15 protein-coding genes and 1 pseudogene are annotated in these 21,160 nt (G+C 61.2%); 11 read left to right on the top strand and 5 right to left on the bottom strand.

Annotation, left to right across the window (positions count from 1 at the left end):
* Position 1: 1 nt before the first annotated feature.
* Together GKN89_RS20560 and iolC are read right to left on the bottom strand one after the other, a co-directional pair.
* Positions 2 to 838, bottom strand: a complete 837-nt coding sequence (locus tag GKN89_RS20560) for a MurR/RpiR family transcriptional regulator (protein ID WP_019455199.1) — start codon at positions 836 to 838, stop codon at positions 2 to 4.
* Between the two features lie 204 nt (positions 839 to 1,042).
* A complete protein-coding gene (gene iolC, locus GKN89_RS20555) occupies positions 1,043 to 2,974 on the bottom strand; it encodes a 5-dehydro-2-deoxygluconokinase (protein WP_154747652.1) in 1,932 nt (643 codons plus the stop codon).
* Positions 2,975 to 3,519: 545 nt separating this feature from the next.
* Here iolC and iolD point away from each other — a divergent pair.
* Genes iolD through iolE form a run of 4 tightly spaced genes read left to right on the top strand, consistent with a single transcriptional unit; the run spans position 3,520 to position 8,389 of the window.
* Entirely contained in the window at positions 3,520 to 5,460 is a 1,941-nt protein-coding gene (gene iolD / locus GKN89_RS20550) for a 3D-(3,5/4)-trihydroxycyclohexane-1,2-dione acylhydrolase (decyclizing) (RefSeq protein ID WP_154747651.1), read from the top strand.
* Positions 5,461 to 5,495: 35 nt separating this feature from the next.
* Positions 5,496 to 6,509, top strand: a complete 1,014-nt coding sequence (locus GKN89_RS20545; RefSeq protein ID WP_004930848.1) for a Gfo/Idh/MocA family protein — start codon at positions 5,496 to 5,498, stop codon at positions 6,507 to 6,509.
* Between the two features lie 39 nt (positions 6,510 to 6,548).
* The gene (locus tag GKN89_RS20540) at positions 6,549 to 7,433 is read left to right on the top strand and encodes a sugar phosphate isomerase/epimerase family protein (RefSeq protein ID WP_063918378.1); all 885 of its coding nucleotides are present in this window, start codon (positions 6,549 to 6,551) and stop codon (positions 7,431 to 7,433) included.
* A gap of 59 nt (positions 7,434 to 7,492) precedes the next feature.
* Complete coding sequence (gene iolE, locus GKN89_RS20535) at positions 7,493 to 8,389, top strand: myo-inosose-2 dehydratase (RefSeq protein WP_019455194.1); 897 nt, start codon at positions 7,493 to 7,495, stop codon at positions 8,387 to 8,389.
* Positions 8,390 to 8,450: 61 nt separating this feature from the next.
* On the opposite strand, the gene GKN89_RS20530 is transcribed toward iolE, so the two are convergent.
* Both GKN89_RS20530 and GKN89_RS20525 read right to left on the bottom strand, forming a co-directional pair.
* Entirely contained in the window at positions 8,451 to 9,632 is a 1,182-nt protein-coding gene (locus tag GKN89_RS20530) for a P1 family peptidase (RefSeq protein WP_154747650.1), read from the bottom strand.
* A complete protein-coding gene (locus tag GKN89_RS20525) occupies positions 9,625 to 10,140 on the bottom strand; it encodes a GNAT family N-acetyltransferase (RefSeq protein ID WP_154747649.1) in 516 nt (171 codons plus the stop codon). The genes GKN89_RS20530 and GKN89_RS20525 overlap by 8 nt, the downstream gene beginning before the upstream one ends.
* 390 nt (positions 10,141 to 10,530) lie before the next feature.
* Here GKN89_RS20525 and GKN89_RS20520 point away from each other — a divergent pair, with 390 nt between their 5' ends.
* From GKN89_RS20520 to gntK, 4 genes are all read left to right on the top strand, one after another.
* Positions 10,531 to 11,226 (top strand): pirin family protein, encoded by a 696-nt coding sequence (locus GKN89_RS20520; RefSeq protein ID WP_019455191.1) that lies wholly within the window; start codon positions 10,531 to 10,533, stop codon positions 11,224 to 11,226.
* A 130-nt stretch (positions 11,227 to 11,356) separates the two neighbouring features.
* A complete protein-coding gene (gene gntR, locus GKN89_RS20515) occupies positions 11,357 to 12,352 on the top strand; it encodes a gluconate operon transcriptional repressor GntR (RefSeq protein ID WP_154747648.1) in 996 nt (331 codons plus the stop codon).
* Between the two features lie 340 nt (positions 12,353 to 12,692).
* On the top strand, positions 12,693 to 14,009 hold the full coding sequence (gntT, locus tag GKN89_RS20510) for a gluconate transporter (protein ID WP_016930400.1): 1,317 nt from the start codon (positions 12,693 to 12,695) through the stop codon (positions 14,007 to 14,009).
* Positions 14,010 to 14,096: 87 nt separating this feature from the next.
* Positions 14,097 to 14,624 (top strand): gluconokinase, encoded by a 528-nt coding sequence (gntK, locus tag GKN89_RS20505; RefSeq protein ID WP_025159893.1) that lies wholly within the window; start codon positions 14,097 to 14,099, stop codon positions 14,622 to 14,624.
* Positions 14,625 to 14,654: 30 nt separating this feature from the next.
* Here gntK and GKN89_RS20500 read toward each other — a convergent pair.
* Positions 14,655 to 15,248, bottom strand: a pseudogene (locus GKN89_RS20500) (YhgN family NAAT transporter).
* A gap of 192 nt (positions 15,249 to 15,440) precedes the next feature.
* On the opposite strand from GKN89_RS20500, the gene asd reads away from it, so the two are divergent.
* The 3 genes from asd (at position 15,441) to glgX (ending at position 21,153) form a co-directional block, all read left to right on the top strand.
* On the top strand, positions 15,441 to 16,544 hold the full coding sequence (gene asd, locus GKN89_RS20495) for an aspartate-semialdehyde dehydrogenase (protein WP_063918383.1): 1,104 nt from the start codon (positions 15,441 to 15,443) through the stop codon (positions 16,542 to 16,544).
* Positions 16,545 to 16,987: 443 nt separating this feature from the next.
* Positions 16,988 to 19,174, top strand: a complete 2,187-nt coding sequence (glgB, locus tag GKN89_RS20490) for a 1,4-alpha-glucan branching enzyme (RefSeq protein ID WP_154747647.1) — start codon at positions 16,988 to 16,990, stop codon at positions 19,172 to 19,174.
* Positions 19,171 to 21,153, top strand: a complete 1,983-nt coding sequence (gene glgX / locus GKN89_RS20485; RefSeq protein ID WP_154747646.1) for a glycogen debranching protein GlgX — start codon at positions 19,171 to 19,173, stop codon at positions 21,151 to 21,153. Before glgB ends, glgX begins: the two co-directional genes overlap by 4 nt.
* Positions 21,154 to 21,160: the final 7 nt, after the last annotated feature.

Below are 21,160 nucleotides of genomic sequence, written 5' to 3'. Positions count from 1 at the left end.
CTTACTCGTCCCGGGCGTTATTCAGCGCCAACGAGACCGCCAGCGTCTGCGCCAGGCACATCGAGGCCACCTGCGAACGGAACCCGTCCACCTGCGCTTCGCGCACCACGAAACAGACGTCGCTGAAGGCGGCAAGCGGGCTGACCTGGCTGTCGGTGATGGCGATCTGCTGAGCGCCGCGCTTGGCGCCCAACTCCACCAGTTCCACCGCCTCGCGGGCGTATGGCGAATAGCTGATGGCGATCACCACGTCTTTCGGTTTCACCATGCTCAGCTGTTCGGTGAACATCCCACCCAGCCCGTCGATCAGAAACGCGCGGCGCTCCAGATGGCGCAGCGCATAGGTGAGGTAGGAGGCGACGCTGAACGAGCGGCGCAGGCCGATCACGTAGATGTTTTCGGCGTTGTTGAGCAGATCCACGGCGCGATCCAACTGCTCGGGAGCGATTTGCATCGCCAGCTGCTGCAGCGCCTGCGCGTTGACCATGGTGAATACGTTGAGGATTTCGGCCGGTTTCTCCGGCGCGACGTTGTCGTCGGTGGAGGTCTGGCGGAACAGGCGCGCGCGCTCGGTATAGTTCACCGTCTCTTCCATCAGATGCTGACGGAACACCTGCTTCATTTCGTTGAAGCCGCTGAAGCCAAAGGCGTTGGCGAAACGGATCAGGGTGGAGGGCGGCACGCTGGCCTGTGCGGCGATGGAGGCAACGGTATCGAAAGCGATGCTGTTACTGTTATCCAAAATATAGCGCGCCACCTGCTTCAAACGCTTGCTCAGCGTTTCATAACGGTGGCGGATCTCGTCCTGTAACAGCGAAAGTTGAGTTGGGTTGTTCATCCATTCGGCTCGCAGTGGGGTGAAGGCGCATTGGCCTGACGCCTGACATATTGACAGGGTATTTTAACAGACGGAGTGGAAATTTCATTTCCTCAAAAAGCGATTTATTCGATCGCACGTTGCGCGACTTCACAGAAAATGGGCAAAAAAATCCCCTTAAAGCGGCGAAATGGCCTTAAGGGGACGTGAACTCGCTTCTCGCTGTCAGTGAGCGCCGCTCGTCTGCGGGCGGTACTGGCGCCAGAAATCGATCAGCGTCAGGTATTTTTGTTTCACCTGCTCGATCAGCGCCGCATCGTCGAGTTCCCCCTGCAGCCAACGGCGCGAAGGTTGACCGAAGATGGTGCGGCCGACGGCGAAACCTTTCACCCAACGCGCATCTGCGGCGGCGGCAAAGCCCGCCTTCAGCACCGCCTCAGGGGAGTCGAGCCCCAGGATCAGCACGCCGCGGCAGAAGGGATCGTAGCTGTCGATCAGCGCGCCGACCCGTCGCCAGTTTTCCGCGCTCAGCGGCGGCAGTTTCCACCAGTCCGGCTGAATGCCCAACTGGTAGAAATGCTCAATCATCTCCAGGTAATAACGTTCGTCCTTGTCGGCGTTGCTGTCCGGCAGGATCACCTCCAGCAGCAGCTCATGGCCGGATTTGCAGCAGCCGCGGTAGACGTCGGCGATCAGCTCATCCTGTTCGCGGCGCAGTTCCGCAGCGTCATGCGGGTGATAAAACACCAGGCACTTCACCACGTGCTCCTGCGGCCAGTCGATCAACTGCGAGCCGATATTGCCGTGCTCCAGACGCAGCGGGCGCGAGCTGGGCAGCTCTACCGGCCGGCCGATCCACCATCCCTGGCCGGTGATTTCGTTCAGCGCCGCCTGCCCGTAGGTGGTGTCGGCCAGAATGCCGCTGTTGCCGTTGAGGCCGGCCTGTGCGGCAGCCTGTTGCGCGGCGGTGAGCAGCAGGGTTTTCAGATACGGAATGCGTTCCTCGCCGACGCCGGCCTCGCGCGCCATGTCCGCCAACTGTTTGCGGTGATCGAAGGCGAACACGCACAGTTCCGGCCACTGTTGCTTGCGGGTGGTGACCCGGTGCAGGTGGTTCAGACGCGCATCGCGATCCGGGCGCGTGACCTGCTGTTCACGCTGCAGATAGTCGTCCAGCTCCCGTTTGGTCGGCATGGCCGGCGCGCAGCCGTGGCGCGAGACCACCAATGCGCCGCAGGCGTTGGCGTAACGGCAGGCCTGATCCCAGCCCTCATCGTTCAGATAGCCGCGCAGCAGGCCGGACATAAACGCGTCGCCGGCCCCCAGTACGTTCAGCACCTCAACCCGCACGCCGGCGTGCAGCTTCACCTGCGCCCAGCTGTCGGCTATCTCGCCCTCGAATACGGAGCATCCCTGCGCGCCGCGCTTGCACACCAGCGTGGCTGCCGTGGTGCGGCGCACGTTTTTCAATGCCGTCAGCGTATCAGTGCTGCCGCCGGCGATATGAAATTCCTCTTCGGTGCCGACGATCAGATCGAAATGGTGCAACACCTCTTGCAGCTCGCGGGTCACCTGTTGCGATTCCACAAAGCGGGTTTCGCCGTCGCCCAGCGACGTCAGCCCCCACAGCACCGGGCGATAATCGATGTCCAGCACGGTGCGCAGGCCGTGGCGGCGCGCGTATTCCAGCGCCTTCAGCACGGCGGCGCGGGTGTTCGGGTGCGACAGGTGCGTGCCGGTAATGGCCAGCGCGCGCGAAGAGGCGATGTAGGATTCGTCGATGTCGCTCGGCGTCAGCGCCATGTCCGCGCAGTTTTCGCGATAGAAGATCAGCGGGAAGGTTTCCTGATCCTTGATGCCGAGGATCACCAGGCCGGTTAACCGCTGTTTATCGGTGATCAAGCAGCGGGTATCGGCTCCGACGCGCTGCAGCTCTTCGCGCAAAAAGCGGCCCATGTGCTCGTCGCCGACGCGCGCCAGCATGCCGGATTTTAACCCCTGAATGGCGGTGCCGTAGGCCACGTTGCCGGAAGAGCCGCCGAGGTATTTGGCGAATGTGCCGGCGTCTTCCAGACGCGCGCCGATCTGCTGAGCATAGAAATCGACGGCGATGCGCCCGAGACAAATGACATCAAGCTGTTTTTCTTGTGTAGCCATACCCGTTTCCTTCTGTTTAAGCAAAACTCCGGCGGCGGCCCGAGCGTGGCGCCCTGCTGGAAGCATGTGGACAGTATGGGGAATGAAAATTTCAATTTCAATATAGAATGAAATTTACACCCCAAAAATGTGATGAGTTTAAAACATCGACAAAGGAGAGGAAAAAGCCGATGAAGCGGCTGTGAAACGGCGGCCAGGGGCGCGCGGAAAAGGGGCGTGACGGCAGGATAAAAGGCTGTCGCCTTGCGCGTCGATGGCTTTACCGGCTGATACGCGGCGTGAAGCCGGTGAAGGCCAAGCCACGAGATGAAACGGGCTTTTCATGCAATATGCGATCTTTATCGCAAAATGAAATGTTTCTTCTGTAATGTGATTTTATGAAAAATATATTTGTTTATAATCGCTTCACGTTTCAGGTTGTCGACTTCGTGAGCAGCGGGCATCGCCTGCTCAAGATAATAGCTGCCGCCGCGTAACACAAACACGGGATTGTCGGCTCGGCGCGAGCCCTTTCCGGGGCGGCCCTCAATCTAAAGGGTGAGTAAATGGGCAAGATCAGGCTAACCATGGCGCAGGCGCTCGTCAGATTTCTCGATAACCAGTATCTGCTGGCCGACGGGGTGGAAACCAAATTCGTCGCGGGCATTTTCGCGATTTTCGGCCACGGCAACGTGCTGGGGCTGGGGCAAGCGCTGGAGCAGGATAGCGGTGAACTGCGGGTGCATCAGGGCCGCAACGAACAGGGCATGGCCCACGCGGCGATCGGCTTCGCCAAGCAGAAACTGCGCCGGCAGATCTACGCCTGCACCTCATCGGTCGGCCCCGGCGCCGCCAATATGATCACCGCCGCGGCCACCGCCACTGCCAACCGCATTCCTTTATTGCTGCTGCCGGGCGACGTTTACGCTTCCCGCCAGCCGGACCCGGTGTTGCAGCAAATCGAACAGCCTTACGATCTCAGCATCAGCACCAACGACGCGTTCCGTGCGGTGAGCAAGTATTGGGACCGCATCGTGCGGCCGGAACAGCTGATGAGCGCCTGCATCAACGCGATGCGCGTACTGACCGATCCGGCGGAAACCGGCGCGGTAACGCTGTGTCTGCCGCAGGACGTGCAGGGGGAAGCCTACGACTATCCCGACTATTTCTTCCAAAAGCGGGTGCACCGGCTCGATCGCCGTCCGGCGACCGACGGCATGTTGGCGGACGCGCTGGCGCTGCTGACGGCCAAACGCAAACCCTTGCTGGTGTGCGGCGGCGGCGTGAAGTACTCGCAGGCCGGGCGGGCGCTGCGCGAATTCGCCGAGCGCTTCGGCTTTCCGTTCGCCGAGACCCAGGCCGGCAAAGGCACGGTGCCGAGCGACCATGAATTCAACCTCGGCGGCATCGGCGAAACCGGCTGCCTGGCGGCCAACACGCTGGCCCGGCAGGCCGATCTGGTGATTGGCGTCGGCACCCGTTACACCGATTTCACCACCTCGTCCAAATGGCTGTTCCAACACCCGGACGTCAGCTTCCTCAATATCAACGTCAGCGCCTTCGACGCCGGCAAGCTCGACGGCGTGCAGGTGTTGGCGGACGCCCGCGAGGCCCTGAACGCGCTGGGCGCGCTGCTGGCACAGGCCGATTATCGCGCCGGCTGGGGCGATGCCATCGCCGCGGCGCGCGGTGCCCAGCGCGAAGAGAGCGAGCGTGTTTACTCGGTGGAATACAGCGGTACAGGCTTTGTGCCGGAGATAGACGATCACCTCGACCGTGAGCGGGTGTTCGCCGAATTTATCGCCCAGACCGACTCGGCTCTGACCCAGAGCCGAGTGCTGGGAGTGCTGAACCGCGAACTGCCGCCGGACAGCGTGATCGTCGCCGCCGCCGGCAGCCTGCCGGGCGATCTGCAGCGGGTCTGGCACAACCACGGCGAGCATGGTTACCACGTGGAATACGGCTACTCCTGCATGGGGTACGAGGTCAACGCCGCATTGGGGGTCAAGCTGGCCGAGCCGCAGCGCGAGGTGTACGCGATGGTGGGCGATGGCGCCTTCATGATGCTGCATTCCGAACTGGTCACTTCGATTCAGGAAGGCTGCAAGATCAACGTGGTGCTGTTCGACAACATGACCAACGGTTGCATCAACAATCTGCAGATGGAACACGGCATGGACAGCTATACCACCGAGTTCCGCTTCCGCAATCCACAGGGCGGCAAGCTCGACGGCAAACTGGTGCCGGTCGATTTCGCCATGCTGGCGGCAGCTTACGGTTGTAAAACCTATCGCGTCACCACCGAACAGCAGCTGCTCGACGCGCTGGCCGACGCCCGCAGGCAAACCGTATCCACGCTGCTGGATATCAAGGTGCTGCCGAAGACCATGGTGCACAAGTATCTCAGCTGGTGGCGCGTGGGCGGCGCTCAGGTGGCCGACAGCGAGAAAATCGTCGCAGTGGCGCGCAAGCTGCAGGAAAACATCGATAAGGCGCGCGATTACTGATTCGTTTTCATACATAAATCTCGAGGGTAGCGAAAATGACATTGAACATTGGGGTTATCGGCACCGGCGCCATCGGCCGCGATCATATCCGTCGCTGCAGCAAAGTGTTGCAGGGCGCTCGCGTGGTGGCGGTCAACGACATCAATCGCGACAACGCCGCCAAGGTGGTGAGCGATCTGCAGCTGGATGCGCGGGTGTATGACAACGGACACGATCTCATTAAGGCCGCCGACGTACAGGCGGTGCTGGTCACCTCCTGGGGGCCGAGTCATGAAGAGTTCGTGTTGGCGGCCATCGCTGCCGGCAAACCGGTGTTCTGCGAGAAACCGCTGGCGGTGACCGCGCAGGGCTGCAAAAACATTGTCGACGCCGAAGCGAAGCACGGCAAGCGGCTGGTGCAGGTCGGCTTCATGCGCCCCTATGACCAGGGCTATCGCGCGCTGAAACAGGTGCTGACCAGCGGCCAGATCGGCGAGCCGCTGATGCTGCACTGCGCGCACCGCAACCCGACGGTCGGCGAGGCCTACACCACCGATATGGCGATCACCGACACCCTGATCCACGAAATCGACGTGCTGCGCTGGCTGCTTGACGACGACTACGTGTCGGTGCAGGTGGTGTTCCCGCGCAAGAGCCCGAAGGCGTTTCCGCACCTGAAAGATCCGCAGATTGTGCTGTTTGAAACCGCCAAGGGTACGCGCATCGACGTCGAAATCTTCGTCAACTGCCAGTACGGCTACGACATTCAGTGTGAAGTGGTGGGGGAAACCGGCATCGCCAAGCTGCCGGAACCGTCCTCGGTGCAGATGCGCAGCGGCGCCCGCCTGTCGACCGAAATTCTGACCGACTGGAAGGATCGCTTTATCGATGCCTATGACGTCGAACTGCAGGGTTTCATCAACGACGTGGCCGCGGGCAAGTTGACCGGGCCTTCCGCCTGGGACGGCTACGCCGCCGCGGTGACCGCCGACGCCTGCGTGGCGGCCCAGCTCAGCGGCGAGATCGTGCCGGTGACCCTGCCGGCGCGCCCGGCGTTTTACGGTAAATAACCGCTCGCAGCGCGTAACCACGATTGCAGAGGAGTGACCATGAAGATCGCTTTTGATGTCGACGTTATCCGGGATTTGGGCGTGACCAAAATGGTTCAGCAGGTGGCGGACTGGGGCTATAAGTACATTGAGCAGTCGCCGCACCCGCAGATCAACCCGTTTTACAAACATCCGAAGGCCAGCCGCGAAATCATGGCGGAGTATAAAAACGCCTTGAAAGCGACCGGCGTGGAGATCTCCTCATTTATCGTGGTGTATCGCTGGTCCGGGCCGGGAGAAGATCGCCGCCAGGCGGCGGTCAAAAACTGGCGGCGGATGATCGAAATCGCGGTGGAGATGGGCGTGCAGGTGATCAACACCGAACTGGCGGGCAACCCCAATGAGCCGGAGATCTGCGAGGAGCTGTGGTATCGCTCGATGGAGGAGCTATTGCCGATCGTCGAGCGCGAGGGCATCCGCATGGAGATCCAGTCGCACCCTTGGGATTTCTGCGAGCTGAGCAACGAAACCGCCGATCTGGTGAAGTCGCTGCGCAGCGATCACGTCAAATACCTCTACAGCGTGCCGCACACCTTCTACTACGACAAGGGGCAAGGCGACGTGGCCGGCATGCTGCAGTACGCCGGGGACGATCTGTCCCACGTGCTGATCGCCGACACCATGAACCACACCAAGCATTGCCGCTATATCGTCAACCCGCCGGGCGTTGACGCCGCCGTGCACCAGCACGTCGGCATCGGCGAAGGCGAGGTGGACTTCGATGCCCTGTTCCAGACGCTGCGCGACATGGAATTCGCCAACCGCAGCTTCAAGGCCGGCGGCGAATCGATTATCTGCACCTCGCTGTTCGGCTACCCGGAAAAGATGCCGAGCCAGGCGGTGGCGACCAGAGAACGCATCGAGAGAGAGCTGTTGGGCAAATAATCTTATTCGGCTCGCCGGTGGCGTGTGCACCGGCGGCCCTCCAAGGACCGAGGCAGACCATGAATAAAGACAACGTGAAATTGGCCATTGCGCCGATCGGCTGGACCAACGACGACATGCCCGATCTGGGCAAGGAAAACACCTTCCAGCAGTGCGTCAGCGAAATGGCGCTGGCCGGCTTCACCGGCAGCGAAGTGGGCAGCAAATACCCGCGCGATCCGGCGGTGCTGAAACCGATGCTGGATATTCGCGGCATCCAGATTTGCAACGCCTGGTTCAGCACCTTTTTCGCCGACGGTCAGAAAGACAAAACCATCGATGAATTTATCAACCACATGAATTTCCTGCATGCCATGGGCGCCAGGGTGATCGGCTGTTCCGAGCAGAGCAAGAGCATTCAGGGCACCACCAAAGGGGTGTTCGAAGAGAAGCCTTACTTCAGCGATGAAGAGTGGCAGCGCGTGGCCGACGGTTACAACGAGTTGGCGAAGATCGCCGCTGGCAAAGGCATGCAGGTCTGTCTGCACCACCATATGGGCACCGGCATTCAGACCACGGCCGAAATCGACCGTTACATGAGCATGGTCAACGACGACGTCTACCTGCTGTTCGATACCGGCCACGCCTACTATTCGGAAGGCAGCCAGCAGGCGATGATGGCGATCCTGGAGAAGTATCTGCCGCGCATCAACCATGTCCATCTGAAGGACGTGCGCGATGAGGTGGTAGCGGAAGTGAAGGCCAACAAGCTGAGCTTCCTAGACGGCGTGAAGAAGGGCACCTTCACCGTGCCGGGTGATGGAGTGATCGACTTCAGACCGGTGTTCAAGCTGCTGGACGAGCGCGGTTACAAGGGATGGATGGTGGTGGAGGCCGAGCAGGATCCGGCGCTGGCCAACCCATTCGAGTATGCGGTGAAGGCACGCCGCTATATTCGGGAAACCGCCGGGATTTAAGCGGTGAGGGTCAATAACGATTAAGGGGCGCCGCTGGCGCCCCTTGTTTTATGGCGGCGTGTTAACCGCCGAGCGTTTGCCAGGTTACGACCTGGCTGCCCGGCCATGGCGTGGCGGCATGCACGCCACGGGCGATCGCCCGAGCCAGCGTATCCGCTGCCAGAGCGCCGATTTGCAGCACCGCCAGTTCACGGCTGCCCTGTACCTCGCGCTGGCCGGTGGACAAGGCGAACACCACGTCGCCGTCAAACGGGCTATGCAGCGGGCGGATGGCGCGCGCCATGCCGTCTTGCGCCATGATGGCCACCCGTTTCAACTCCACTCTCGTCAGCGCCAGATCGGTGGCGATGCAGGCCAGAGTGGTGTTTTTTCTGCCGCCCTGCGGCTCTTGCGCCATCCAGTCTTCGCCCTGAGCGCGCAGTTGCGCCAGTGCCGCCGCACCGCCGTTGCCGAATTCACCGTCGATCTCATAGGGTGTCGCCCAGAAGGCGCGGGTGCCGGGCGCCACCACCGAGCCCAGACTGTTGACCGCGACCAGCGCGCCGACGGTAGCGCCGTTGGCGGCGACGATCGACGCCGAGCCGAGGCCGCCTTTCAGCTTGCCCATGCCGGTCATGGCGCCATAGCCGGCACCGACGGTGCCCAGCGGAAAGTCCAATCCGGCCTTGCCGACCGCATCGATGCCCAACTGGCGATACGGCGGCGTGAGCTGCCAGTTTTTGTCGCCGCCGTTGGCCAGATCGTACAGGCAGGCGGTGGGCACGATAGGGGAGACCGGCACGCCAGGCGCCGGGCGCAGCGCGTAGCCCCGGCCCTGTTGCCCCAACCAGGCCGCGACGCCGTCCGCCGCCGCCAGGCCGTAAACCGAACCGCCGCTGAATGTCAGCGCATCGACGGTTTGCACCAGATTGTCTTCACCCAGCGCGTCGGTTTCCCGGGTGGCGGGGCCACCGCCGCGCACATCCACGGCGGCGATCGCCGGGCTATCCGGCAGGATCACCGTCGCGCCAGTGCGTACCCGGCTGTCTTGCGCCACGCCGACCTTCAGGCCCGGCACATCGGTAATCAGGTTGCGGGCGCCTGGGCGCCCGGCGGCGGAAGTTGGCATAGCGGCACCTAATGGGGTGAGAGGAGAGAATATGCCGGCGGCAGCGGTCAGGCCGGCCAGCGCCTGTAAAAAGGTTCGGCGGTTGATATTCAGGGGCCGCTGCAGCGGCCCCTGCCAGTGGGTGAGATCACGCATCGCCGCGCGGCTGCCCGGTGCGAAAACGCGCCATATGGTAGGCGTCGACCAGTACGCCGTCGCGCATGGCATAGGCGCGGCTGGTGCCCTCTATCTCGAAACCGAATTTGCGGTACAGCCCGATGGCCGCCGGGTTGTCGGTGAACACCGTGAGTTCGATGCGCTCGATGGCCGCCCAGTTGTCGCACAGGTCGATCATCGCCTGCATCAGACGGCTGCCGACGCCCTTGCCGTGGTAGCGCGGATCGACGCCGATGCCGAAGGTGGCCACGTGGCGGCGGCGCACGCGCTGATTCAGCATCACCACCAACTGGCCGGCAAGCTGCCCGTCGATGATGGCCGCCAGGTTATGCGTGCCCGGTTCGGGATTGGCGAGGCGTTTCTGCCAGGACTCGACGGACGGTAGCGGGAGCTGCAGCGTATCGCGATAGACGGGCGTCTGAGAATAAAGATGATGCAGGGCTTGTGCATCGGTTGTTTCCACGTGGCGTATCACGATCTCGCTCATGTCGCTGCTCCTGTCGCTTACCGGTTGAATAACCTCTGAATTTATCCGTTTACTGCCTTGAGTCAATATTATTTCAATGGGTCAAAAAAAACGCTTTACAGGTGCGAATGATAATGATTATTATTGCGATGCGTTCCGGGGAGGGCATCAACCCTTGATACTCTCACTGCGAAGGCACGACATTGCTCACATTGCTTCCAGTGTTTACTTAGCCAGCTCGGGTGCTGGCTTTTTTTTTGCCCTTTTTTCAGCCGCTTCCGCCTTCAACAAATCCGCTGCCCTTCCGCTGTTTCATTCCATCGAAATTTTTGAACAGAGGCATGAGTTTTTTACGCTTTCTTATTCTGCTGGCAGGACTAGACTGTAAAAAAACATTGAGGAGAGTTGAATATGATTTATGTACGTAAAGCGGAAGACCGCGGCCACGCCAATCATGGCTGGCTGGATAGCTGGCACACCTTCTCATTTGCCGACTACTACGATCCGAACTTTATGGGGTTCTCGGCGCTGCGGGTGATCAACGAAGACATGATCGACGCAGGGCAGGGTTTCGGTACTCACCCGCATAAAGACATGGAAATCTTGACCTACGTGCTGAGTGGCACGGTGGAACATCAGGACAGCATGGGTAATAAGGAGCAGATCCAGGCTGGCGAATTCCAGATCATGAGTGCGGGCACCGGGGTGCGTCACTCAGAGTACAACGCCAACCAGGATCGCCCGCTGCATCTGTACCAGATTTGGATCATTCCGGATCAGGTCGGGCTGGAGCCGCGCTACGAGCAGCGCATGTTCGACGCGCCGCAAGGTCGTCAGCTGGTGCTGTCGCCGGATGCGCGCGACGGTTCGCTGAAGGTGTTCCAGGATATGACGCTGTCGCGTTGGGCGCTGAATAAAGGCGAACAGGCGGAATACGCGATCGACGCCGGCCGCCGCATTTGGATCCAGGTGGTGCGCGGCAAGGTCTCGGTCAACGGCCAGGCCGCCGGCATCAGCGATGCATTTGCGGTTTGGGATGAATCAACGCTGTCGATTCAGGCCGACGAAGAGAGCGAAATCCTGCTGTTCGATCTGCCGCCGGTGTGATTTAGCGGTAAATATCAAGGGCTCACGATGTGAGCCCTTTTTGCGTTGGCCGTCGCATAACCGACAATATCGGCCCGCCGTTTTTTTTGCTAAAATGGCTGCCCATTCACGGTTAGTCAGTTCATTGATAATGAAGAAAAAACGGCCGGTACTCCAGGATGTGGCGGACAAGGTGGGCGTGACCAAGATGACGGTGAGCCGTTATCTGCGCAATCCCGACCAGGTTTCCGCTGCCCTGCAGCAAAAAATCGCCGTCGCGCTGGATGAGCTGGGTTACATCCCCAACCGCGCGCCGGACATTCTCTCCAACGCCACCAGCCGGGCGATTGGCGTGCTGTTGCCGTCGCTGACCAACCAGGTGTTCGCCGAAGTGCTGCGCGGCATCGAAAGCGTGACCGACGCGCACAACTACCAGACCATGCTGGCGCACTACGGCTATCTGCCGGAGCGCGAAGAAGAGCGTCTGACCTCGCTGCTTTCTTACAATATCGACGGCCTGATCCTGTCCGAGCGCCATCACACGGCGCGCACCCTGAAAATGATCGAGGTGGCGGGCATTCCGGTGGTGGAGCTGATGGACTGCGTTTCGCCGTGCATCGATCTGGCGGTGGGCTTCAACAACTTCGAGGCGGCGCGCCAGATGACCCAGCAGATCATCGCGCACGGCCACCGCCACGTGGTCTATTTCGGCGCCCGTCAGGATGAGCGTACGATCATCAAACAGCAGGGGTATGAGCAGGCGATGCGTGAATCCGGCCTGGAGCCGTACAGCATCATGACCGCCCGCTCTTCTTCCTATTCCGCCGGCGGCGAGCTGCTGCGCCAGGCGCAGCGCGACCACCCGCAGATCGACAGTATCTTCTGCACCAACGATGACCTGGCGATCGGCGCGGCCTTCGAGTGCCAGCGGCAAGGGCTGTCGATCCCGCAGGACATGGCGATCGCCGGTTTCCACGGCCATGACATCGGCCAGGTGATGGTGCCGAAACTGGCCAGCGTGCTGACGCCGCGCGAACGCATGGGCCAGATCGGCGCCGAGCGTCTGCTGGCCCGGCTGCGCGGCGAAACGGTGTGCCCGCGCATGGTGGACGTCGGTTTCACCGTGATCCCCGGCGGCAGCATCTGAGCCATTTTAACGCTCTGTTTTAACTCTCTTTCTTTTTGCAGCGCGCCCTGAGGCGCGCTGGTTATCCCGCCTGTAAGCCCGCTGCTCGTTGCCGGCATAAGTTTGATCTCTGTCCCAGAACGCGAATTTTAGCCGTTTACCCGGTTCCGAGGATTATGTTGTTACCGGTATCATGATACCGGTAACAATGAGCGTGCGGTCACCTTGCTGCAAGACTGAACCTCTGACTTAACAACACCTACAGCTCTTCTTAAACACCGGGAAAGAGCCTAAAAATAAAACAACCGCACGCTTTACGCCTATCGTAAAGAGAGTCGCGATAAAAGGTTGGAGAAAAATTATGCCATTAGTGATTGTTGCAGGCGGCGTAGCGCTGCTGCTGCTGCTGATGATCCGCTTCAAGCTGAACGGCTTTATCTCTCTGGTTCTGGTTGCTCTGGCGGTCGGGATTGCACAGGGTATGCCGGTCGATAAGGTTATCGGTTCCATCAAGGCCGGTGTGGGCGGCACGCTGGGCAGCCTGGCGCTGATCATGGGTTTCGGCGCCATGCTCGGCAAGCTGCTGGCGGACTGCGGCGGCGCGCAGCGCATCGCCACCACGCTGATCGACAAGTTCGGCAGAAAACACATTCAATGGGCGGTGGTGCTGACCGGTTTCACCGTCGGCTTCGCGCTGTTCTACGAAGTGGGCTTCGTGCTGTTGCTGCCGCTGGTATTCACCATCGCCGCCTCTGCACGCATTCCGCTGCTGTACGTCGGCGTGCCGATGGCCGCCGCGCTGTCGGTGACCCACGGTTTCCTGCCGCCGCACCCGGGCCCTACGGCCATCGCCACCATCTTCCATGCCGACATGGGTAAAACCCTGCTGTACGGCACGCTGCTGGCGATCCCGACGGTTATTCTGGCCGGCCCGGTCTATGCCCGCTTCCTGAAAGGCATCGACAAACCGGTACCGGAAGGCCTGTACAACCCGAAAACCTTTACCGATGCGGAGATGCCGAGCTTTGGCGTCAGCGTCGCCACGTCGCTGGTGCCGGTGATCCTGATGGCGCTGCGCGCGGTCGCTGAAATGGTGCTGCCGAAGGGCCATAGCCTGCTGCGCTTCGCCGAGTTCTTCGGCGACCCGGTGATGGCGACCCTGATCGCCGTACTGATCGCCATCTTCACCTTTGGCCTGAACCGTGGTCGCACCATGGATGAAGTGATGGGCACCATCACCGACTCGATTAAAATCATCGCCATGATGCTGTTGATCATCGGCGGCGGCGGCGCCTTCAAACAGGTGCTGGTGGACAGCGGCGTCGAACAGTACATCGCCGGCCTGATGGAAGGCAGCAACGTTTCGCCGATTCTGATGGCTTGGTCGATCGCCGCTGCGCTGCGTCTGGCATTGGGTTCCGCCACCGTGGCGGCGATCACCGCCGGTGGCATCGTGGCGCCGCTTATCGCCACTACCGGCGTCAGCCCTGAGCTGATGGTGATTGCGGTCGGTTCCGGCAGCGTCATCTTCTCGCACGTTAACGATCCGGGCTTCTGGCTGTTCAAGGAGTATTTCAATCTGAGCATCATGGAAACCATCAAATCCTGGTCGGTGCTGGAAACCATCATCTCGGTGTGCGGCCTGGTGGGCTGCCTGCTGCTGGCGACGGTTGTATAATCTTTATCCGGCGCCCTGCGGGGCGTCGGCGTTTATCAGTTGGGACGCGTTTGGCGCGCTCGCGCCAGTTCCCATAAGGGCATGATTATGAGTAATCCGCAGCATCACGTATTTGTTTTGATGGGCGTTTCCGGCAGCGGCAAGTCCGCCGTGGCCAGCGCCGTCGCTCACGAGGCCAACGCCGCCATGCTGGATGGCGACTACCTGCACCCGCGCGCCAACATCATCAAAATGTCCTCCGGGCATGCGTTGGACGACAACGATCGCGCACCGTGGCTGGCGGCCCTGAACGACGCCATCTTCGCCATGCAGCGCACCAACGACGTGTCGCTGCTGGTGTGCTCGGCGCTGAAGAAAAGCTATCGCGATCGCCTGCGCGACGGCAATCTCAACCTGCATTTCCTGTATCTGAAAGGCGATCAGTCGGTGATTGAGGAGCGTCTGAAGCAACGCAAGGGCCATTTCTTCAAGCCGCAGATGTTGATTTCCCAGTTCGCCACGCTGGAAGAGCCGGGCGAGCAGGAGCCGGATGTGCAAGCGATCGACATCAACCAGCCGCTGGACGGCGTGGTTGCCGATACGCTCGCCTATATTCGCCGCGTTACCGCCCGCTAAGCGCGGGCCGTTGTCGGCGCCGCCAGGCGCCTACAGCTTCATGTAAGCCCGCACGCCATCCAGGAACATCTGGGTCGACAGCATCACCAGAATCAGCCCCATCAACCGCTCCAGCGCGCTGACGCCCTTGCTGCCCAGCAGGCGCAGGAACAGGTTCGACATCAGCAAAATAGCCGCGGAGAGGCCCTAGGCGATCAACAGCGCCGCCACCAGATGCGGCAGCTGATGTGGATACTGGTGCGACAGCAGCATCAGCGCCGCTAGAATCGATGGCCCGGCCACCAGTGGGATCGCCAGCGGCACCAGGAACGGCTCCTCGCCGGCGGAGAGCCCGGAGCTGTTCCCCTCCTGCGAAGGGAAAATCATCTTGATGGCGATCAGAAACAGGATGATGCCGCCGGAAATGGAGACGGTTTCGGTGCGCAGGTTGAGGAACGCCAGAATTTTCTCGCCGGCGAACAGGAAGATCAGCATCAGCAACAGGGCGATCAGCAGCTCGCGGATCAGCACCACCCGGCGGCGGCGCGGCTCCAGGTGCTTGAGCACCGACATGAAAATCGGCAGATTGCCCAGCGGATCCATAATTAAAAACAGCAATACCGTAGCGGAAATCATCTCTGTCATGGTGACCTCGTGATCGGGAAAACGCCTCGGCCTTTTCGGCCGCGTCCTTGCCTATAAGAAGGATTGCTGAGAAATCCTCAGCCATCGAATAAATTCACTTTGCGCCCGCGCCGACATTTTGTAAGGTGAGGAGATATTGCACACAACTCGTTATCACCTAATAAGCCCTTATCCGGGCGGGACACAGATATTATGAAAAACGTTGGTTTCATCGGTTGGCGCGGAATGGTTGGCTCGGTTCTCATGCAGCGCATGACGGAAGAGCGCGATTTCGACGCCATTCGCCCGGTCTTTTTCTCCACCTCGCAGCACGGTTCCGCCGCGCCGGCCTTCGGCGGCCAGCAGGGCACGCTGCAGGATGCGTATGACGTCGACGCGCTGAGCGCGCTCGATATCATTATTACCTGTCAGGGCGGCGATTATACCAACGAAGTTTATCCTAAGCTGCGCGCCAGCGGTTGGCAGGGTTACTGGATCGACGCGGCCTCTTCGCTGCGCATGCAGGACGATGCCATCATTATCCTGGATCCGGTCAACCACGCGGTGATTCAGCAGGGCCTGGACAAAGGCATCAAAACCTTCGTCGGCGGCAACTGCACCGTCAGCCTGATGCTGATGTCGCTCGGCGGCCTGTTCGCCAACGATCTGGTGGAGTGGGCGTCGGTCGCCACCTACCAGGCGGCCTCCGGTGGCGGCGCGCGCCACATGCGCGAACTGCTGACACAAATGGGCATGCTGCACGCCGACGTGGCGAAAGAGCTGCAGGATCCGGCCTCCGCGATTCTGGATATCGAACGCAAGGTGACCGAGGCCACCCGCAGCGGCAAACTGCCGACCGATAATTTCGGCGTGCCGTTGGCCGGCAGCCTGATCCCGTGGATCGACAAGCAGCTCGACAACGGCCAAAGCCGCGAAGAGTGGAAAGGCCAGGCGGAAACCAACAAAATTCTGAACACCGGCAGTGTGATCCCGGTCGATGGCCTGTGCGTGCGCGTCGGCGCGCTGCGCTGCCACAGCCAGGCGTTCACCCTGAAGTTGAAAAAAGACGTGTCGCTGCCGGAAATCGAGCAGATGCTGGCGACGCACAACGACTGGGTGCGCGTGATCCCGAACGATCGCGAGCTGACCATGCGCGAACTGACGCCTGCGGCGGTCACCGGCACGTTGAATACGCCGGTCGGTCGTCTGCGCAAGCTGAATATGGGGCCGGAGTACCTGTCGGCGTTCACCGTGGGCGACCAGCTGCTGTGGGGCGCGGCTGAGCCGCTGCGTCGCATGCTGCGCATCCTGCTGTAAACCTGCACTTCCCGGGGGCTGACCGCGTTCGGCCCCCTAAAGCCTCATTTTCCGCTTTTTTGTTCGCCACGCCCCACGTCGGGCAAGGTCATCGCAAGCCCTGCTTCCATGGGCTGTACCCCGCATCTCTCCTCGTCGGCCGCCGCAGGCACGCGCTATCGGGCTGGCAGTTTTCTTAATGAAGAATTTTCCTGAGCAATGCTGAGCAGTTTTTAACAGACATTGGCTATGCTTAACGCATTGGCGAGCAATTTTTCACCATGACTGAAATATTTCAAAAAATAAGCATAAAGAGCGAAATTCAGGTCGGCAGAGTAAAGATTGGTCAATAACCGACCGCAATCACGCTTTAGATACCGAATGCATTGCATGATGACCAAAACGGCCAAGGATTAACCAACAAGCCGTGCTTAGATCATGCTGTTAATCTAAGGAAGAAGACTATGCCTGTACTTCCCGATCGTGACGTGATTGATCAGATCATCGCCGGCCATTACGCCGATCCCTTCGCTCTGCTTGGCATGCATGCGACCGATAACGGTCTGCAGGTGCGGGCGCTGCTGCCGGACGCCAGCGAAGTCTGGCTGGTGGAGCAGCAAACCGGCCGGCGGCTGGCGCAGCTGAACTGCGACGATCCGCGCGGTTTCTTCAGCGCAGTGGTACCGCGGCGCAAAAATCCTTTCCGCTATCAGCTGCAGGTCAGCTGGCGCAATCATCAACAGATTGTCGACGATCCCTACCGATTCGGCCCGCTGCTGCAGGACATCGATAGCTGGCTGCTGGCCGAGGGCACGCACCGGCGTCCTTACGAACGCTTGGGCGCCCATCTTGTTACTCTGGATGGCGTCGACGGCGTCAGCTTTGCGGTCTGGGCGCCCAACGCCCAGCGCGTCTCGGTAGTGGGTGAATTCAACTTCTGGGACGGCCGTCGCCATCCGATGCGTCTGCGGCGCGAGAACGGCATCTGGGAACTGTTCTTGCCCGGCGTGCGGGCCGGCCAGCTGTACAAATATGAAATCGTCGATTGCTACGGCAACACCCAGCTGAAAGCCGATCCTTACGCCTTCGAGGCGCAGATGCGCCCGGACACCGCCTCGCTGGTGGCGCCGCTGCCGGAGGTGGTGCCGTCGACGCAGGCGCGCCGCCGCGCCAACGATTTTGATCGGCCGATCGCCATCTACGAGGTACATCTCGGCTCATGGCGCCGTCACACCGACAACCACTTCTGGCTCAGCTACGGCGAGCTGGCGGTGCAGCTTATCGACTACGTGAAGGATATGGGGTTCACCCATATAGAGCTGCTGCCGGTCAACGAGCATCCGTTCGACGGCAGCTGGGGCTATCAGCCGCTGGGGCTGTATGCGCCGACCCGGCGCTTCGGCACGCCGGCCGACTTCAGGGCGTTTGTGGCGGCGGCGCACCAGGCGGGCATCAACGTGATCCTCGACTGGGTGCCTGGGCACTTCCCCAGCGACGCCTACGGCCTGGCGAATTTCGACGGCACCGCGCTGTATGAATACGCCGATCCGCGCGAAGGCTTCCATCAGGACTGGAATACGCTGATCTACAACTACGGCCGCCACGAGGTGCGCAACTACCTGGCGGGCAACGCGCTGTATTGGCTGGAGCGCTTCGGCATCGACGCGCTGCGGGTCGATGCGGTGGCGTCGATGATCTATCGCGACTACAGCCGCGCCGACGGCGAGTGGGTGCCGAATTATTACGGCGGCAACGAGAACCTAGAGGCGATCGCCTTCCTGCGTTACACCAATCAGACCCTCGGCAAGGCGCAGCCGGGGGCGGTGACCCTGGCAGAGGAATCCACCGACTATCCTGGCGTCACCTTGCCGCCGGACGCCAACGGCCTGGGGTTCCACTACAAATGGAACCTCGGCTGGATGCACGACACGCTCAATTACATGAAGTGCGATCCGGTACACCGCAAGTATCACCACAACCAGATGACCTTCGGCATGCTGTACGCCTATACCGAGAACTTCGTGCTGCCGATATCGCACGATGAAGTGGTGCACGGTAAAAAATCGATCCTCGACCGCATGCCGGGCGACGCCTGGCAGAAGTTCGCCAACCTGCGCGCCTATTACGGTTTTATGTGGGCGCATCCGGGTAAAAAGCTGCTGTTTATGGGCTGCGAATTCGCGCAGGGGCGCGAGTGGAATTTCGATACCAGCCTAGACTGGCATTTATTGGAAGGGCTGGATAACTGGCATAACGGCGTGCAGCGGCTGGTGCGCGATCTGAACCACTGTTACCGGCAGCAGGCGCCGCTGTATGAGCGCGACTACTTCCCGGATGGCTTCGAGTGGCTGGTGGTCGACGATCACGACAACTCGGTGTTCGCCTTTGCGCGCTACGACTCGCAGGGCAATGAGCTGATCGCCATCAGCAACTTTACCCCGGTGCCGCGCTATCGCTACCGCATCGGCATTTCCCGCGCCGGTGACTATCGCGAGATCCTCAATACCGATTCGCACCACTATCACGGCAGCAACGCCGGCAATCAGGGGCGGGTCTCTTCCGAAACGGTCGGCAGCCATGGGCGCGATTTCTCTATCAGCGTGACGTTGCCGCCATTGTCGACCATATATCTGCTGCGGGAGGCGCCATGACCGAGCTGACGGCTGGCCTCGCCGCGCCGCTGGGCGCGCATTACGACGGCGAAGGCATCAATTTTACCCTGTACTCGGCGCATGCCGAGCGGGTGGAGCTGTGCCTGTTCGACGGCCAGCAGCGCGAAGTGCGCCTGCCGCTGCCGGCGCGTAGCGGCGACATCTGGCATGGCTATCTGCCGGGCGGCAAACCGGGGCAGCGTTATGGCTACCGGGTCTACGGCCCGTTTGACCCGGCGAACGGGCAGCGTTTCAACCCCAACAAGCTGGCGCTCGATCCGGCCGCACGCGCGGTGGAAGGGCCGGTGGCGGACCACCCGCACCTGCACGGCGGTTACGAGCAGCCGGATCCGCACGACAGCGCCGAGCTGATGCCGAAATGCGTGGTGGTGGACGAACAGTATGACTGGCAGGACGACCGCCCGCCCGCCACGCCCTGGGGTCAGACGGTGATTTACGAGGCGCATGTGCGCGGCCTGACCCTGCTGCACCCGAAAATCCCGCCGGCGCTGCGCGGCAGCTTTGCCGCGCTGGGGCATCCGGTGATGATCGCCCACTTCAAACGCCTCGGCATCACCGCGCTGGAACTGTTGCCGGTGCAACAGCATACCTCCGAACCGCGTCTGCAGCGGCTGGGGCTGATCAACTACTGGGGCTATAACGTGCTGGCGCCCTATGCGCCGGACAACCGCTACGCCAGCCTGAGCACCGACGGCACGCCGCTGAACGAATTGCGCGATGCGGTCAAGGCGCTGCACAAAGCCGGCATTGAGGTGATCCTTGACGTGGTGTTCAACCACAGCGCCGAGCTGGACAGGGATGGGCCGATGCTGTCGCTGAGCGGCATCGATAACCAGGGCTACTACTGGCTGACACCCGAAGGGGACTACGTCAACGACACCGGCTGCGGCAACACCCTGCGGTTGGATCAGCCGCAGGGCGTGGCCTGGGTGATGGATTGCCTGCATTTTTGGGTGCGCGAGTGTCACATTGACGGCTTCCGCTTCGATCTGGGCAGCGTGCTGGGCCGCACGCCGGGGTTCGATCGCGATGCGCCGCTGTTTCAGGCGATGCTGGCGGACGACCTGCTGTCGCGCTGCAAGCTGATCGCCGAACCCTGGGATGTTGGCCCCGGCGGTTATCAGGTGGGGGCGTTTCCCGGGCGTTTCGCCGAATGGAACGACCATTACCGCGATGACATGCGCCGCTTCTGGCTGCAGAACGGCGTATCGCTCGGCCAATTCGCCCGGCGTTTTGCCGCTTCCAGCGATCTGTACGATCAGCGCGGGCGAGCGCCTTACGCCACCGTCAACATGCTGACCGCCCATGACGGTTTTACTCTGCAAGACGTGGTCAGCTTCAACGAGAAACACAACCAGCTGAACGGCGAAGGCAACCGCGACGGCAGCGATCGCAATTTCAGCAACAACCACGGCGTGGAAGGCCTGGTCGCCGACGACGCCATTGTGCAACGCCGCAGGGCCAGCCAGCGGGCGATGCTCGCCACGCTGTTGTTGTCCCAGGGCACGCCGATGCTGCTGGCCGGCGATGAACAGGGACACAGCCAGCAGGGGAACAACAACGCCTATTGTCAGGACAACGCCACCACCTGGCTCGATTGGGCCACGGCGGACGATGCGCTGACCGATTACGTCGCGGCGCTGATCGCGCTGCGCCGCCAGATCCCCGCTCTGCAGCAGGACTGCTGGTGGCGGCAGGATGACGGCAGCGTGCAGTGGCTGAACGCGCAAGGCCAGCCGCTCGACGCGCAGCAGTGGGAGCAGGGCGAGCTGCTCATGCAGATCCTGCTGTCGCAGCGCTGGTTGGTGCTGGTCAACGCCACGCCGCAAACGACGGAGATGAGGCTGCCGGAAGGCGATTGGCAGGTTGTCGCCCCGTTCACTCAGGAAGACTCACGGGCGGTATTGCCCGCCTGGCACCAGGCCGCGCGCTCGGTTTGCGTACTGGTACAGAAATAATAAAAGG

Source organism: Serratia sp. YC16, from assembly GCF_009707615.1.
Lineage (GTDB): Bacteria > Pseudomonadota > Gammaproteobacteria > Enterobacterales > Enterobacteriaceae > Serratia > Serratia surfactantfaciens.
This window is presented reverse-complemented; position numbering and strand designations above follow the sequence as displayed.